Origin of the sequence: Citrobacter sp. Cf088, from assembly GCF_030334295.1 — a bacterium.
Classification (GTDB): Bacteria; Pseudomonadota; Gammaproteobacteria; order Enterobacterales; family Enterobacteriaceae; genus Citrobacter; species Citrobacter freundii.
The window spans coordinates 1-15,280 of sequence record NZ_JAOWEE010000032.1 but is presented as its reverse complement, the minus strand read 5'-3'; the positions used below and the strand labels follow the sequence as shown (position 1 = coordinate 15,280).

Here is a 15,280-nt window from a genome sequence, read left to right as displayed (position 1 = left end):
GTCATCTTCCGTTCCCGCACACGGGCCAGTGCTCCTGGCTATACTGAGTCAAAAATGCGGAGGACACATTATGTTTGAACGTATAAGCAGGTTTTTCGCTGGCGCAACAAAACAGGAGAGGGCGGAACCGTCAGTCTCTATACCTGAACCTGTTACTCTTGAGGGTGATAACGCGCCATCAGCTATCGAACATGACAGAAAAATAGTCCATGACAGCAGGGTATTTATACATAGGTCTTTAGGCTTTATACTTATGGTATATTCTCCCGAATTATTCAGAAAAGCCATTAATCATGACATATGTCTTGGCTATATATATGGTTATATCATAGCGGCAATAGGTGACGACGAAGAGTTATGTAAAGCATCGGAAAATCGTCGATGGGATGTTGTCGCTGCCTATTATCGAAGTTTATTGGATTATTCAGCTGAAGCTTACTATGAGAAAACTGTAAACGCGATGGATAATTACCACTTCAAACAAGCAAGAAATGTAAGCGTAATGGATTATCACAAAAACAAAATCAATCCTGATGGCGATAATCATCATTTGCGTTTTCTAATGACCGAAATAATTGAAGATAGGGTTGAATAAATACACGTTTCGTCACATGAACGACCTATGGTTTACTGAATATAACGACAACGAACCATAGGCCAGAAAAAATGACACTTCAAAAAGCCAACGAAAAACGTATTGAAAACTTCCTAGCCAAACAAATTCGTCATAACGGTAAGATTTTATCAATGCGTGAATTTATGGATTCACTCATTGCTGACGGCTATAGCCCACGTGCAAAAGCGGAACAGAAAGTAGGACACCCCAGCAGCCGTCAAACCTTTCGCTGGAACAACGAGCAGCAAAGGGAGCACCAGATTAAGCGAGCTCTGGGGGGTACTGTTCTGAAATATTCAATGGTGTCATCTGACGGCTCATTTTATGACATTGAAAAAATTGCCTATGATTACGTCATTGAAAAAATGGGCGGGGTTAACGTTAAGCCGGAAACGATGTGTTTTGCGATTTTCAACAGCCCTTCATCATTGCGGGGCGGGAAGAGAGAGCGCTGTGTAGCTGTCTATAGCCGCACTGTGGCAACAGAGGAACAACGGGTCAGGAGCATGTTATCTACTGACTTCACGCATTATGATCTGGTCTGGTTCGGTGAAGCCACTTCCCAGAAGGAAGCGCTGGAACTAGCCGAGGGATAATATCAATTAGCCACCAAGGAAATAACCGGGGTGGCTTTTTTGTTTTAAACGATTAAAAATAAGCCAAATCACTTCGTCACAAGCATGTGGGTGGTAATATAGACATATAGGCAATCACATTCAACTGGAGGCTAATATGTCAGATTTAATTGCAGCAAGATATGATGAAGTATCAGCTTCCGAGTTTGAAGATGATATGGTTGTCATTGTCATTACCGATGAACAGAGTGAAGATATTGAGGTTATTTCAGACCTTGATGATCTTTTCGTTAATACTGAGGTTGTGGTTATTGATGGTGACGCTTTAGAAGTCGACTATGATAACGCTGGATATTTTTCATCAGAGAATAGCTATGAAGTTTCAGTAGACGATATGTTATTCGACAATACCGTTGGTGAGCAACTTATGGATTGTGGTTTTTTCGGCACTCAAAGCTAATAGATACTCGTTATTTATTATCGCGTCCCAATCGTCATGCAGGTGTGGTTATTTATTTACTGAAAAGCCATGTTTTAAATAACAGGCAACGATAATCTAACAGGAGCGGCTATGAAACTCGAAAACATTAACAAAGAGCAGCAGCTCTATGTTCTTAAATGTGGCTCTATTCTATCAAGCTACGGATTTGATCTCCTGCATACAAAAGCAACCGCCGTAGCTGACTGGATGGACGTTGAAGCACCAGTAGCTGCACTGGGTACAGAAGAACATTTTGAACAATGTGCAGAACTCATGCGGCGCGGGCAGGTATATGCTAACGCTTCCCGGAAATGCTGCCCCGGTAATCTTTCCCCCCAACTAATTGGGCTTGAAGGTTGTCGTGTTAGAGTCACTACCGATGACGGTGAGGAACGCTGTTTCTGGGTTGCAAAAACGACCGGATGGATGCCGGGTCACCTCGAAGTTCCACGCTCGAATACGGCTTATGGCCACCCTGCACAAGCGCATTACAAGTCAGTTCAGACTATTCGATAAGTCACCGGTGCTCCGATTTCGACATGATGCATACCAACCAGACTCACTACTGTTGTCATCGACAAGAATGACAACAGTAGTGAGTATCTATGGCTTATCCTCGGAAAACAGCCCATTATTCATGCCTCCCTCTTCCGGTATGGCATAGCTCACATGGCTTCAGATAAAAATCAAACCGATAAACTCGCCCGCGATATTAAAGACAAGGTTCTCGCCAGGCCTGCTGGCTCATCAGGAGAACCAGTGGAGTACCGGAGTGTCCATGAATTTATGACACTAACCCGCACGGGAACCCCTGCTGATGCCCGCCAGTTCCGGCTGGCTGTTAAAGCTAAGGGAATAGCTATCTGGCCTGATGATGACCCACGCGTAGGGCAGCAATTTGCACGTGACGGCATTCGCTGGGAAGTTCGTCTGAAGACCTTCCGGCCTGAGAGTCAGGATTCATTTGACGATGACCTGGATGAGAAAGTCTCACCAAAACGCTTTGGATATCGCCGGTACGGTGCGATGTCCCGTCCTGATCAGAAGAAATTCAGCGACAGGGTATACTTCAACTGCATGGAGCGGTGTGTCGTCACCGGTGTGAAGACAAAATGCAGGGGAGAAGCAGCACATCTGATTGAGCATCATAAAGCGGGCTCTGACCACTGGAGTAATGGCCTGTGGCTTCGGGCAGACATACATCGGTTATACGACAACGGCCTGTGTGTGATTAATCCCAGCACCCTGACAATCCATTTCCACCCCACTATCCTGGCTAAGGATGACGATCTCATCGCGTATGAAGCTCGGCCAATATTACCGACAAGAAAACCTGTAAACCCTGCCTGGTTAAAATCCCGGTGGGATGAACTTACCTGGCCGAAGTAAGCATCGTGTCTGACAACGGTAGTGAGGCCTAATCATTACCGTTGTCGTAGCAAACGGGCTTCAATGCTTGGCTCATTATCGTTGTCACCAGTCTGGTCAGCTCATAACTATTGCCATCGGCACTGAGATGCCGTCCTGCGCATCGAACTCACATCCATTGTCACTCGATTTTTGAATCTGCCGGGAGTGTAACCAGTGACAATGGTAATGATCACCTTCACATAATTAACGAACCGTTACTACTGGTAAGAGGGTGCATGGTCGACAACGGTAATGACAATTAAGGAAAGTACCTTTCTGTAATGACAACGGTAGTGACTTAATGGTTAACCCTTGTCTGGTTACCGGCAATCAAGTACAGGAACTATGACAATGGTAGTGAGTCATTACCATTGTTATGGCTCATCATACTATCCCTATATACAGCAAGTAGACGGCGTTGCTCACTACCATCGTCATTGGTTGCATGGGTAGCAGAATGTTAGATGACAACAGTAGTGATTCTGGTGCTTCACCATCCGCCTGGTGACAACGGTAATGAGTGATCGAGATCACTATCGTTGTCGCAGCGTTCGGTATGGCTACAACCGGCAAGTTGTGCCTCGACAATGGTTGTGATCCCGCACTCACTTGATTCGTCATCGCCGGAACGACCCCACTGAAATGTACTTGGAAACGATGACAATGGTAGAGACTTGAAAAAATCACATCCATTGTCATTGACCAATCAGGTTAGCTACGACAGCGGTTGGACTCATTTCCATTGTCACCGACAGGCCATGTATTCATACAACGACAACGACAGGGAGTGACGCGGTCACTACCACGGTCATTCATCCCGCCCCTCAAGTACGAGCAGACAGTACGGCGAGTGAATCCTTACCATAGCTACCTGAAAGGCCTGATTAACCTGGAATGCATATGACAACGGTAATGACCAACAGAACTCATTTCCGTTGTCATTGTGCTGGTGGAGCAGTAAGAACTTGGTCTGAATCATGAATGACAACGGTAGTGAGTATTCTTAGTCAATACAGTGGTCATTCAAATGCGCCGGGAGCAAATGACAGCGGTAGTGAGTCAAATCACTCATTACCGTTGTCATTGTGTCATGGGAATCAGCGATAAATCCGTACTGACGATGCCGACAATGGTAGTGAGCGGTATGAGGTCTTCTCCGAGAAGCTGCTCTGGAGAGTTGTCGATGATGACAACAGCAGTGAGCTGCCAAGACTCATTGCCGATGTCATGGTGTCATGGGTATCAGCGATTTGTCTGTACCGGCGATTCCGACAATGGTAGTGAGCGGTGTAAGACCTTCCCTGAGAAGCTGGTCTGGAGAGATGTCGATGATGACAACAGTAGTGAGCTATCTAGTCTCATTACCATTGTCATGAGTGGTCACCCCGCAATGACAACAGTAGTGACCGCGTCACTCAATACCGTTGTCATTAAGCTAAACAGGATTCTCTGACGATGTGCAGGGAGGGAGGGTTCCAGGCCGTCATCTGACAGCCCGGAGGGAATGCTAGCTGGCGGGATTGTTCTTTTTCTGGCTTCTAAGGCTGCGAATGTAGTGAAGTTCTTCAGCTGTTAAGTCATGGATGGTTAACGTTTCATCCCCATCAATGGGCTCATCTGGTGGGCACAATTCACCTTCCAGTGGCTCACCATTATTTTTACCCGACGTGCCATTGTTCTCCTCATCAGCATCACCCTCGCCATCACCATCAGGTGGTGGTTGGATATTGTTCAGATTCAAATCAGGATCGCGTTTGTGGATCTGGAAATAAACCTTCCCATCTTTTTTTACTTCGGTGTACTGAAGGTAACCAATGGATGCCAGCTCCTCCAATGCCTTACGTACTGTGGCGTTCTGGCTGTTGGCACGGGTCTTAAGATTTAATCGGTTCTTAAGTCTCGTTAAGGAGATCGGGATTGGATTTGGTGGAAGTGACTCAATGAACGTGTAAAGCGCCTGTGCGCTCTCTTTTTTCGCCAGTTCCTTGATAGCCTTCAGCTGCATCAAAACCTTGTGGTCGTACTGATACAACTCGAATATCTTAGGGTCTATCTGTAGCTCTACCTGATCAGAGTCCGGGTCAAGCAAGGCAGACTGCACCAGGTGCGTCGTATACACCTTTGACGAGTGGGTGCTGGTGAAGGACAACATCACGGATGCCAGCCTGCGTAACGACGCGTCGATACGCTTACGGGATGCGGTAGAGGAACGATAATTTTCAGGGTTACAGAGCTTCAGAAACTCAGTAAATTTGAGGCTGATCTTATCGTTATCAATCGGATGGTTAGCTAGCGTTCGGATGATTCCCATCCACGTTTTGAAGTCAACAGACATATCGAGGCGCTGACCCACGATCGAGATATTGGTGAAACCCTCGCTCTCCATCAAAGAAAGTGTCTGTAGTTCTTTCGTGGCATCAAAGCCAACAGTTTTGTATTCACGACTCTGACGGCCAACGCTTTTTGGTGATGGCACAAACAACCCAAGGCGCATGAGCGCGATAGACTGAACCGTCCTGCTGCTATTAGGACGTAAAATAATTTCTTTACCTGTCTCTCTCTCTGTTACAGAGAAAGCCCTGGTAACCATCTGGCCTTGCTGCTCAGAATCTTTCTCATTGGTCATAGTGGTTTATCGACTGTATTAATCAACAGATTATTGAATACTATCGCCCAAAGCCCTCAGTGTCACTTAAGGGATCTCTGCGACGATCTCAGATTGTGCATAAGTCCAGGCTAAAAAAACGCCACGACTAAATATAAAACTCTGAAATTCACATAAAAACAAATACATACGTAGTTTATCAACAAAGGATCAATTCCGGTGAAAAAGATCCTTTAAAAAATCACTACCATTGTCGCCGCAATCACTACCGTTGTCAAAAAACTCACTACTACCGTTAAAAAACTCACTACCAATGTCAAAATAATCACTACCGTTGTCACCGATTGGCTTCCAGGCCTTGTGCCGTCTGGCTTCCGAGCTGCGGGGATCTCTTGTGATCTATGGGAACTCGTAAGGTACTAATTATTGGAACTACCTTGTGGAAAATGGGGATAAATTCTCTCTTCGAGTTAAATCAACATCGAATAGCTAAATTGTCGAAAATATGTACGGGCATGAAAGGAAAATGCGTATAGAAAACAGTGGATAAGATTTTAATAATTTTGTTTCATCATACAGGTGATAGATGGTATCTATATGAATTATAATAGAAATATACTCAAAACTCTTTAAGAGTTATACCTTCAGATCACACAATAAAACTCACTACCATTGTCACAAATACTCACTACTAACGTCGAAATAGTCACTACCAATGTCATTTTAATCATTACCAATGTCAAAAAAGTCATTACCATTGTCATAAAATGCCCTTGAGCCCAGTAACCATGCGGCTTGCAGCGTACAGGGATCTCTTTTGTACTCCGTTGCACCTTTGGGATCTCTTTATTGGAACTGTCCTGTGGAAAAGTATCTTTTTTGCCTTCGTCAGCTACTGACTCGGTGCTTTACTGATTGTGTAAACAAAACGATAAGAGGCACTCACATGTACGCAACTGCAAAAGAAATTATCGCAAAGCTGCAAAAAATGAACCCTGACGAAAAGGTGCTAGTCCGTGTCTGGTACAAGTCTGATGTTCAGGAGTTAGCAATAGACCGAAACATGCCGCAGGTTTCAGCTAGCGAAGCTGAGTCGACCTTAGCGTTGATAGACCGAACTCACGATGGTGATATCGGTATCAACTGGGATGTTGTTCAGAGTGGTATTGAGACAGTTCGTAGTGGCCAAATTTAAGCAACCGAGTAACAAGGACGTGACTCAACTAATCCACATATCCACCGGGTAGATCAACAGATCGATCCAGATTAAGACCAAATAGAACCAAAAAGATCCCCGCTCCCGCAAACCCGCAGCTGGTAAGCTCTGAAGACCTGCCCCGGTGGGGTTGAGAGGGAAAAAAGTGAGCTCTGAAGGGCTGTCGGTGGGGTTAGCCTGGTAGCTGGTGGTGTTCAAAGGGAATAACGGTGGGATTGGAAGGGGAAAGGAACTTAATTATCAACATCTGCTGTGCTAATGAAAACATCAAATAAAAACATAATCATACGTAACAAATCTCAAAAATAGGTGATCGGTATTCATTTTTTGTCCACACTGGCAGCAGATCAAAAATTTGATGTCAACGACATTTATCCGATTCATCTCTGAAATAACGTATTGATTTAGTACAAATAAAAACCAATACCCGATAAATGGGGACTAAATGACCCCTATTTCTCATGATCAATAAAAATCACCGTGATACATTCGCCCGGACTGGGCATTCCAAGATACCCGGAAAATAACAATAAAACTGGGGGATCCACACGATGAACTCGAATGAAGTTCTTCTTTTCAAGGACGCTATTCCCGACTTCAATCAGCCGTCGACTGGAAAGCTGACGGTGACAAAAAATTCATCAGTACAACCTGTATCACTGCTCCGCCTGGGCGTTTTTACTCCCAGTTGCCGAACAGAGGCAACGGTCACGCTAAACGTGACGGAAGCGCTATCCAGTCTGGAAATTGCAAAACAGGAAGGGTACACGGACATAAAGATCACCGGCCCGATGCTGAATTATTTCCAGGACTTCCGGTGCTGGACAGCAATCGTCCATTCCTTCAGCGTATCGCCTGATGCGCTGAAAGGTAACCGGATTAAAATGCCCTTTAGTGAATTTGCCAAACTCTGCGGCTACCCATCAAAACGCTACAGCACGAAACTGCGCAATGAGATAGCCGATTCGTTGACGAAGATTCGCTCAAAAAGCATTCGGTTTGAGAAGAACCCGGGGATCACCAAGTTCAAAGTAGCCGGGTTGCTGAAAGAGGCGGAATTTGATGGTGAAAGTGATTACATCATCCTGGAAGCCGACGAACGACTCTGGGATTTGTACCGTTCAGATCATCTTACTCTGTTGCGGAAGAAACCCCTGGAGCTACTTACCAGGAATGAAACGGCTCAGGCGCTCTATACATTTTTTGAAGCGCTACCTCAACATCCAGCCCCGATCACCTTTGACAGACTTCGACAGCGTTTACTGCTCAATGGGCGCATTGCCGAACAGAACCGGAAAATGCGAACTGCTCTCGATGTGCTTGCCAGCATCGGTTACCTGAAATTTTACTACCTGGTGGACACCAGCGTACCCACCATTCAGATCACGGATCGGAATCCCAAACTAACAGGTTCCTGATGTTTGAAACGTCTTTTTGCCCGGTTCCGGGAATGTGCTGTCTCATTCCCACCGGTCAAAAACACTAAGTTGACGTTTCCCTCTCAAACCCACCCGTGATTTTGTAGTCGCTAAAGGATAAATAGTCCCATTTACATCTGAAAAGCTGATGGGGCGCGTCAGGCCTCTATTGAATACAACTTGTATTACCATGAAAAATAAAGAAAATAACACTCCTCTTTATAATTACTGCTGTTCGCCTAATCCCAAAAAGATACTTTTTTAATCTGCACAGTTTTTATCGCCGGTGGGAACGAGAGGGAAGGGGAAAATATACCCGGTGGGATTGAGAGGGAAGGCCTGTAGAAAACAACCCGACAATCTTTTGTCGGCTGGAATGACCAGGGTAAATTAAGTTCTGGAGGATAGTTATGACTTCGACATTTGGTAAGCAGCTGAAGCTTTATGCAGACCGGCAAACGGGCGCAAAACGTACTGCTCTTGATTTTCAATATGTGGTTTCGCCTGGTAAGGATGCGTTTCCCACGGTGAACATCACTATGGCTCCGATTGCTGATGGCGCAAAAGAAGCCCAATGGGAGCTTAAGCGCGTCATCCAGCTGAATCGCTATGAATTAACTCAATGTTGCGCGGTATTGTTCGGGCTGGAAAAGGAGATGAGGGCAAACTTTCACGGAACCGATAAAAACAAAGGTTTTACGCTCATCAACAATGGTGCATCCGGCTGCGGGATAAACTTTTCTCATGGTGGGGATATGCTGACGCATATGTTGAACCATGCCCAAAGAATGGAAGTAGGGGCATTTATTCTGAAACGGCAGGCGGATGCGTGGGATATGAGTGTCAGTGACGTTCTTGCACTTTTGCGTCAGTCCGTGGCCATCAAACGGGCATAAGATCACGAAGCAGGTTCAAGAACAGGCTTACCGTACAACAATTTTCAAATCCAAACTGACCCTACTTAACTTCAACTGGAAGGCGCTATGACAGAACATCAGCAGAATAGAAATGTTTGTGAAGTCGGGTTAGCCTGTGAAGCCATGACGATTGATCCCAAAACCATTCAGTCAGCAGTAATGCGTAAAGAAGCCACGCAAGTTGTTATTCCTCACTTTAAGGGGGTTTGTCCTGCTTTTGTCGAATGGGCTGAACAATGCTTACCTGGCGATAAACTTCCTCGTGGGAAATTTTTTAGGTCACGAGAATGGATGCGTCAGTTCACCACTTGCCAGATAAACTACAAGACAGATCATCCAGATGAAGGAAAGTATGGATGGCTTTTTGAAGGAACCAAATATTGAAAAGTTAAGGAGATATGATTAATGCTAATTTATGCCGCAGATCTGATTTTACCCTTAAAAATTCTGCTGGTGGTATTTGTCGTGACTATCATAGGCGCTACCATCGGGTTGAAATTTGTACGCTCCGAAAACAAGATCGTTTGCATGTGGCTCGTGCCAATAGGCTGTCTTGGGGGAATTTTTGCATTGATGATGTTTCCATCAATTACCACAAATGATTTGTTGCTCGGCAAGAGATGGTCGGAAGATTGTCGCGTGGTCGAAAAATACGAACGCCACGCTTTTGAAGCACCGACGAACCGGCTGATTTGTTCGGGGGTTGATGAGCATGTTAATTCAGAAAGTTATGCGGTATTAACGAAAGCTTACCGGGAGCGGGGGGGAGAACTTATTTCGGGATCCCATAGTGTTGAAAACTAGCCTTCAAATCTAATGCTACGGAGTTTTCATGAATAATAATCACAATGTTTTTCCTTGCAATGAATTGGGTATGGGTGATTCCAAATCGGAATTGGAAAGACTCCTTGAATTATGTGAATCCACTCCGCAAACAGGCGAGCCTAACCCCCAGATAGCTAATATGCAAGCATTTTGGAATCGATAACTGGTGGCTCATCTCATATCACTGGCTTCAATTTTTGCTCTCATATTCTTAATGGCCGTAAATTTTCCACACTCAACGATGCAGAGATAAAACAGCTAACATCTCTTCGCAATGAGGGGCGAAAAGACGGTTTTGTGGTCAGAATTCAACCTGTTGATGTAACCCCTGAACTTCAGCTTGAAAGGTATCTTGCGTCAAGTTGGGAAAGCGAAATCGAGATTTATAAACGCGTACCGTCGATTGTCGTGATCTGTAAAATCTCAGGTCTGTCTGCATTGGCAGGCTCGGGGAACAAAATGTTTTTAAATATGGATTACTTAAGTTGCGGAACTGAAACTGATGATCAGGATTGCCAGGATTAAGTCACTGATTGGCGGTTGCAACGAGCTTTGGGTTTGTTAGACTGGCCTGACATACCTTCCCCCATCGCGGGGTGCGTTGTCGGAGTATCAAAATATTGTTTTCCCCTATGCGGGGTTTAATTAGTGAGTAGCGACTGCCCGGGTTAGCGCCTGACCCGTGTCAGACTTCTGAAGGATATTTTGATATTAACCGTCCAGCTGGACGGTTTTTTTTCGTCTGTTTTTAATTTGGATAGTGGTATGGGTAGAAAAAAACAATCAAACCGCAGTGTATCAGCGCCAGCTGTTGATGCTGAAAAAGAAATTATCGACCCGAGATGGAACATCTTTTTCTTTGCGGCAATTGACCGACCGTGGGTGCTTAACCCGCATCTTTTTTACGCTGAACAAGCGCAGGAACGTTTGCTGTCGCAGTTCAGTGATGTGGAGATCAGGAGTGAAGCGACAAAGAAAGGCGAGTCATTTATAGAGTCAGCTGGAGACTGGTTCAATCCTGATTACCACGACGAAAGTGACGTATACGAGAATATTGAACAGATTGAAGCTTGCCACTGGGTTGCGTTGCGGGAAATGAAGGTCACGGTCACGCTTTCCCTGACCGCTGGGATGTACCACCAGTTTGACAAGGCATTACGAGATCTGCTTATCCGGGAGGCCAGAAGCTGGCGGTGGCTCGACATGGTTGTGATATCAGATTTGATCTGGAACCTCAGTTTTCCGAGGCTTATGGATTTGATGGAATGGCTGGGTATTGAAGTACGAAACATGCCATGTTTCCCGTTAATCAGTGCATGTCATCAGGTTGTCAACGTTTATAAACATGGAGATGGTGATGCCCACCAGAAACTGGTTAATGCTCACCCGGAGTACTACTCAGTATGGCAATGCGAAGGTTATCCGCAAGAGAGACCAGCTCGCCACGAAGAACTTGAAGTTTCCGAGGAACAGTTTAGAGAATTTGCCGAGGCGATAACGGTGTTCTGGAAGAGTCTGCCGGAAGGACTATCTTATTCGGGGATGGGAAAAGAGCCTAAGTGGTTTGGCAAGGCTTATGAAAAAGTGAAGTGCGACAAAGAAAAACGCGAGCGTAAAGCGGAAGAATAGTGGGGCACTCTAGCCCCACCGAAACAAAAGGAGAGTCAGACAGCCGGTGACGGTTGCCAGCCTGATTGAGTCTGGATCCATTTGCCTACGGAAATCATGTCGTAACCACCGTTCCCGTAGGACGACTTCACTTCTTCTATTTCGACTGGAACCGCCAGCTCGATGGGGCGGAACCAGCCATCATCACCGACTGTATACCGGCCTTCATGTTCCTTGCTCATTTCGCAGACCCGGCTGGGTGGAAGCCAGAAACCTTCATTTGCTCTTTCGGATGCGATACGAATAGCTTCATCCACGGAAGCGACTTCCCGGATGTGTTCGTTATGCGCGTTTGACATTTTGATCAGAAATGACTTCATAGAACCATTTTCCTCAGCTTAGGCCGGTAACGTTAATCGTCGGGGCGGTCGGTAATATTCCGGCGATAGTGTCCTCATATTGTACTCTGGCATGATGCATAACAGAAATTTGAGAGCGCGGGATTGAGAGGCGAAGTAGTTTGATGATAATCGCTGCGGGTGTACTATCAGCCTGATTCCTGGACTGAAGCCGAACGTCCAGCCGTGGTAAAACTGGTGAACGATGTTAACCTGGCATCGAGATATCGAGACCGTAACCATCTGACTGAATAAGGAGCTTTTATGCCGAATGGGAGAGTGATTTTTAACAAAAGAGGCCGATGGGACTGGCTTGATAGCGGTTGTGATATAGATGAGGATGAATTAAAGCAGGAAGAGTGGTTTGTTGGCGATATGTATTATCCGCCAGACTTTGAATACGATACGTCAATGCATGATCACCAGATTACAGAGTGGTTGTCTAAACCTGAAGAGCTGGTGCGGTATGAGCGAGGGCGTTAACTCAATTTGCTTATCTGAACTGGCTACATGATCTTTCAGCGTGGCCATTTCGGTTCTTCACATTTCCCTGACTCCCTCCTGACAGAACCGACTATTTCATCCATGAACCGCAAGAGCGGTAACTAAATGCCATATCGTGTGGCAGAGTGGTTTGCTCCAGTACCCGTCAAAATAGTCCAACATACAAAAACAGGGTAGCCTGCCCCGGGCTTCACCCGGGCCAGGCTACCCGGAGTCGAACCGTTAACCCGGAGTCGTGGGTGAGTAACGTCGAGTGCCCGCCTGAATTCCGTGCGGCCACCAGCATTGGCTTCACCTTTTTCCGACCGACACTTTCGTGCTGGTTTGCGGCCGCATCTTCGCCGGGCCGGAACACCCTGCATTTTGTGCCGGTGGCCATCACCGGTATTAGGATAAAGGGAAGAATATCGGTGATGGATTCCAATCGCCGGGAAAACCCGGGCAGAATTCACGTAAATCACCCTCTATTAGTCCAACATACAAATAAACTTCCCCTTTCTGCCCCTGCGCTTCGCTTGGGGCAGAAAGGGGAGCCGTACCTGAAACCTCCGTGTCGTTTTCAGGATCGGGCCCGTGCCCGGGGTAACCATTCTGCCCGGGCCCACCATTTTAAAAAGAAACCGCCGTGCCCGGTCTGGCCATTTCCCCCGCCTGCGGCAACCGGGCCGTGCCGGTCTTTCCGTCCGGTTCCTGCAAACCCCACATAGGGACTCCGGTCGCTGGATGAGCCATGCGAGAAAATATGAGAAAAAGAGAGAAAAAAAGAGAAAAAAAAGAGGGGCCGGGGGCGCGAGGGTTTCAGTGGGTATAAAGGTCAAGGGCGCTTTGCAGGGTGGACGCGGGGGTGTTGACCCTGATCGCATTTGTATGTTGGACTAATTTTGCATATATGAAGACAAGAAAAGACGCGCTGCCGACAGAGCAGGTATACTCTCGCCATCAAATGTGCGGCCAGCGGCGGGGGATAGGTAACGACCGCAGGCCTCCGCGACCGGTATCAATGATGATGATGCCCTGCCAGGTAAAGAGTAGTGACGACGAAAGTGAAGGTGAAGAAAACCCGGGCCGAACGTAAGCAGCATAGCCGGGACATGCAGGCCAAACATGAAGCGGAAAAAAAGGCCGCTAACCTGCGTAATATTCTAAAGAGAGACATTCTGGCCACGCTGGGTATCCCTAAAAATCACGGTGGGCGGGCAGCTCTTTCTACATTCATCACCGAGCACTTACTGAAGGGTGAGAGTCAGGTTCAGATTGTTGCCATGCTAACCGGCAGCGAATTGATGAAGCGGGCACAGCTTGCCGAAATCGAGCGCCTGAAGAAGATCACGGAACTGGCCAATCAAACCCGCAGAAACGAGATCACCAACCGGGCGTTTGAGCGCCTGGGTATCACAACCCGGCATCCAATGGGCGATTTAGTGCTGAGCATGGTGCGCGAACTGGCAAACCAGAATTTAAATACCGGTGAGATAGTAGAACGCCTGAATGATAACGAAACCGTACTGGAATCGCGCCGCCTGCACAAAGAGAAGCGAGCGGATCTTGAACGTCAGATTGATGAAGGTATTGCCGAGCGCAAAAAGACCCGTGTTGATATGCGGGAAGTGCTCGCCTACATGGCCCAGAAGAACGGTACAACGTATACGCCTCCCGCAGACACCTGGCGATCTCCTGAACATCCGAATGGCGATTCACCGACCCGGCATAATGGAAAAATCAGAGAGAGCCGTCTGACCGGCGCTGAAAGCACCCAGAAAGAAAACCCACGTCAGTACGGTTTGCCCAACCTGAAAACCAGTAGCGCTTCCATCAACAAGGCCGGAATGAGTGAGGCCATTAAGCTGGTGGGCGGACGTGTGACGGAATTTCGCACCTATCTTTATGGGCACTGTTGCAAAGTTAGCGATGAGGCAGCCTTTTGTCTTATTCAAAGGCCTTACATTTCAAAAACTCTGCTTACCAGGCGCATTTCGCCCAGGGGATCACCATAATAAAATGCTGAGGCCTGGCCTTTGCGTAGTGCACGCATCACCTCAATACCTTTGATGGTGGCGTAAGCCGTCTTCATGGATTTAAATCCCAGCGTGGCGCCGATTATCCGTTTCAGTTTGCCATGATCGCATTCAATCACGTTGTTCCGGTACTTAATCTGTCGGTGTTCAACGTCAGACGGGCACCGGCCTTCGCGTTTGAGCAGAGCAAGCGCGCGACCATAGGCGGGCGCTTTATCCGTGTTGATGAATCGCGGGATCTGCCACTTCTTCACGTTGTTGAGGATTTTACCCAGAAACCGGTATGCAGCTTTGCTGTTACGACGGGAGGAGAGATAAAAATCGACAGTGCGGCCCCGGCTGTCGACGGCCCGGTACAGATACGCCCAGCGGCCATTGACCTTCACGTAGGTTTCATCCATGTGCCACGGGCAAAGATCGGAAGGGTTACGCCAGTACCAGCGCAGCCGTTTTTCCATTTCAGGCGCATAACGCTGAACCCAGCGGTAAATCGTGGAGTGATCGACATTCACTCCGCGTTCAGCCAGCATCTCCTGCAGCTCACGGTAACTGATGCCGTATTTGCAGTACCAGCGTACGGCCCACAGAATGATGTCACGCTGAAAATGCCGGCCTTTGAATGGGTTCATGTGCAGCTCCATCAGCAAAAGGGGATGATAAGTTTATCACCACCGACTATTTGCAACAGTGCC

Annotated in this window: 17 protein-coding genes; 14 read left to right on the top strand and 3 right to left on the bottom strand. The window is 46.9% G+C overall.

The features are described from left to right. Positions 1–70 precede the first annotated feature (70 nt). The 5 genes from OGV71_RS02895 (at position 71) to OGV71_RS02875 (ending at position 3,061) form a co-directional block, all read left to right on the top strand. A complete protein-coding gene (locus OGV71_RS02895; RefSeq protein WP_016241551.1) occupies positions 71–595 on the top strand; it encodes a hypothetical protein in 525 nt (174 codons plus the stop codon). 71 nt (positions 596–666) lie between these two features. Continuing rightward, positions 667–1,212 carry a hypothetical protein gene (locus OGV71_RS02890; protein WP_007372335.1) on the top strand — a complete coding sequence of 182 codons (546 nt, stop codon included), beginning with the start codon at positions 667–669 and terminating at the stop codon, positions 1,210–1,212. A 136-nt stretch (positions 1,213–1,348) separates the two neighbouring features. Continuing rightward, positions 1,349–1,651 carry a hypothetical protein gene (locus OGV71_RS02885; RefSeq protein ID WP_007372336.1) on the top strand — a complete coding sequence of 101 codons (303 nt, stop codon included), beginning with the start codon at positions 1,349–1,351 and terminating at the stop codon, positions 1,649–1,651. Positions 1,652–1,762: 111 nt separating this feature from the next. After that, positions 1,763–2,188: a hypothetical protein gene (locus OGV71_RS02880; RefSeq protein ID WP_016241550.1), complete on the top strand. Its 426-nt coding sequence runs from the start codon at positions 1,763–1,765 to the stop codon at positions 2,186–2,188. Positions 2,189–2,341: 153 nt separating this feature from the next. Beyond that, positions 2,342–3,061: an HNH endonuclease signature motif containing protein gene (locus OGV71_RS02875; protein ID WP_007372337.1), complete on the top strand. Its 720-nt coding sequence runs from the start codon at positions 2,342–2,344 to the stop codon at positions 3,059–3,061. A gap of 1,528 nt (positions 3,062–4,589) precedes the next feature. On the opposite strand, the gene OGV71_RS02870 is transcribed toward OGV71_RS02875, so the two are convergent. Beyond that, complete coding sequence (locus OGV71_RS02870; RefSeq protein ID WP_016241547.1) at positions 4,590–5,708, bottom strand: replication initiation protein; 1,119 nt, start codon at positions 5,706–5,708, stop codon at positions 4,590–4,592. A gap of 925 nt (positions 5,709–6,633) precedes the next feature. Between OGV71_RS02870 and OGV71_RS02865 the strand changes: the two genes are divergently transcribed. The 7 genes from OGV71_RS02865 (at position 6,634) to OGV71_RS02835 (ending at position 11,692) form a co-directional block, all read left to right on the top strand. Then, the gene (locus tag OGV71_RS02865) at positions 6,634–6,882 is read left to right on the top strand and encodes a hypothetical protein (RefSeq protein ID WP_016241546.1); all 249 of its coding nucleotides are present in this window, start codon (positions 6,634–6,636) and stop codon (positions 6,880–6,882) included. Between the two features lie 572 nt (positions 6,883–7,454). Continuing rightward, a complete protein-coding gene (locus tag OGV71_RS02860) occupies positions 7,455–8,321 on the top strand; it encodes a RepB family plasmid replication initiator protein (RefSeq protein WP_008786567.1) in 867 nt (288 codons plus the stop codon). A gap of 410 nt (positions 8,322–8,731) precedes the next feature. Further along, positions 8,732–9,217, top strand: a complete 486-nt coding sequence (locus tag OGV71_RS02855) for a hypothetical protein (RefSeq protein ID WP_007372340.1) — start codon at positions 8,732–8,734, stop codon at positions 9,215–9,217. An 87-nt stretch (positions 9,218–9,304) separates the two neighbouring features. Next, a complete protein-coding gene (locus tag OGV71_RS02850; protein ID WP_009651680.1) occupies positions 9,305–9,622 on the top strand; it encodes a hypothetical protein in 318 nt (105 codons plus the stop codon). 21 nt (positions 9,623–9,643) lie between these two features. Next, positions 9,644–10,042, top strand: coding sequence for a hypothetical protein (locus tag OGV71_RS02845; protein ID WP_016241545.1), 399 nt, complete (start codon positions 9,644–9,646; stop codon positions 10,040–10,042). A 171-nt stretch (positions 10,043–10,213) separates the two neighbouring features. Next, a complete protein-coding gene (locus tag OGV71_RS02840; RefSeq protein WP_223226822.1) occupies positions 10,214–10,588 on the top strand; it encodes a hypothetical protein in 375 nt (124 codons plus the stop codon). Positions 10,589–10,828: 240 nt separating this feature from the next. Beyond that, positions 10,829–11,692: a hypothetical protein gene (locus OGV71_RS02835; protein ID WP_016241543.1), complete on the top strand. Its 864-nt coding sequence runs from the start codon at positions 10,829–10,831 to the stop codon at positions 11,690–11,692. A 35-nt stretch (positions 11,693–11,727) separates the two neighbouring features. Here OGV71_RS02835 and OGV71_RS02830 read toward each other — a convergent pair whose 3' ends face one another. Further along, entirely contained in the window at positions 11,728–12,051 is a 324-nt protein-coding gene (locus OGV71_RS02830) for a hypothetical protein (RefSeq protein ID WP_007372343.1), read from the bottom strand. Between the two features lie 282 nt (positions 12,052–12,333). Here OGV71_RS02830 and OGV71_RS02825 point away from each other — a divergent pair, with 282 nt between their 5' ends. Further along, positions 12,334–12,552 carry a hypothetical protein gene (locus OGV71_RS02825; protein ID WP_007372345.1) on the top strand — a complete coding sequence of 73 codons (219 nt, stop codon included), beginning with the start codon at positions 12,334–12,336 and terminating at the stop codon, positions 12,550–12,552. A gap of 1,052 nt (positions 12,553–13,604) precedes the next feature. Beyond that, positions 13,605–14,567: a hypothetical protein gene (locus OGV71_RS02820; protein WP_286532565.1), complete on the top strand. Its 963-nt coding sequence runs from the start codon at positions 13,605–13,607 to the stop codon at positions 14,565–14,567. Here the strand turns inward: OGV71_RS02820 and OGV71_RS02815 are convergent. Further along, positions 14,513–15,217, bottom strand: a complete 705-nt coding sequence (locus OGV71_RS02815) for an IS6-like element IS26 family transposase (protein ID WP_001067855.1) — start codon at positions 15,215–15,217, stop codon at positions 14,513–14,515. The two genes, OGV71_RS02820 and OGV71_RS02815, sit on opposite strands and share 55 nt — an antisense overlap. Positions 15,218–15,280 lie beyond the last annotated feature (63 nt).

Excerpts from the sequence above, each read along its gene's own strand:
- OGV71_RS02895 (WP_016241551.1), top strand. The coding sequence starts at position 71 with ATGTTTGAACGTATAAGCAGGTTTTTCGCTGGCGCAACAAAACAGGAG.
- OGV71_RS02890 (WP_007372335.1), top strand. The coding sequence starts at position 667 with ATGACACTTCAAAAAGCCAACGAAAAACGTATTGAAAACTTCCTAGCC.
- OGV71_RS02885 (WP_007372336.1), top strand. The coding sequence starts at position 1,349 with ATGTCAGATTTAATTGCAGCAAGATATGATGAAGTATCAGCTTCCGAG.
- OGV71_RS02880 (WP_016241550.1), top strand. The coding sequence starts at position 1,763 with ATGAAACTCGAAAACATTAACAAAGAGCAGCAGCTCTATGTTCTTAAA.
- OGV71_RS02875 (WP_007372337.1), top strand. The coding sequence starts at position 2,342 with ATGGCTTCAGATAAAAATCAAACCGATAAACTCGCCCGCGATATTAAA.
- OGV71_RS02870 (WP_016241547.1), bottom strand. The coding sequence starts at position 5,708 with ATGACCAATGAGAAAGATTCTGAGCAGCAAGGCCAGATGGTTACCAGG.
- OGV71_RS02865 (WP_016241546.1), top strand. The coding sequence starts at position 6,634 with ATGTACGCAACTGCAAAAGAAATTATCGCAAAGCTGCAAAAAATGAAC.
- OGV71_RS02860 (WP_008786567.1), top strand. The coding sequence starts at position 7,455 with ATGAACTCGAATGAAGTTCTTCTTTTCAAGGACGCTATTCCCGACTTC.
- OGV71_RS02855 (WP_007372340.1), top strand. The coding sequence starts at position 8,732 with ATGACTTCGACATTTGGTAAGCAGCTGAAGCTTTATGCAGACCGGCAA.
- OGV71_RS02850 (WP_009651680.1), top strand. The coding sequence starts at position 9,305 with ATGACAGAACATCAGCAGAATAGAAATGTTTGTGAAGTCGGGTTAGCC.
- OGV71_RS02845 (WP_016241545.1), top strand. The coding sequence starts at position 9,644 with ATGCTAATTTATGCCGCAGATCTGATTTTACCCTTAAAAATTCTGCTG.
- OGV71_RS02835 (WP_016241543.1), top strand. The coding sequence starts at position 10,829 with ATGGGTAGAAAAAAACAATCAAACCGCAGTGTATCAGCGCCAGCTGTT.
- OGV71_RS02830 (WP_007372343.1), bottom strand. The coding sequence starts at position 12,051 with ATGAAGTCATTTCTGATCAAAATGTCAAACGCGCATAACGAACACATC.
- OGV71_RS02825 (WP_007372345.1), top strand. The coding sequence starts at position 12,334 with ATGCCGAATGGGAGAGTGATTTTTAACAAAAGAGGCCGATGGGACTGG.
- OGV71_RS02815 (WP_001067855.1), bottom strand. The coding sequence starts at position 15,217 with ATGAACCCATTCAAAGGCCGGCATTTTCAGCGTGACATCATTCTGTGG.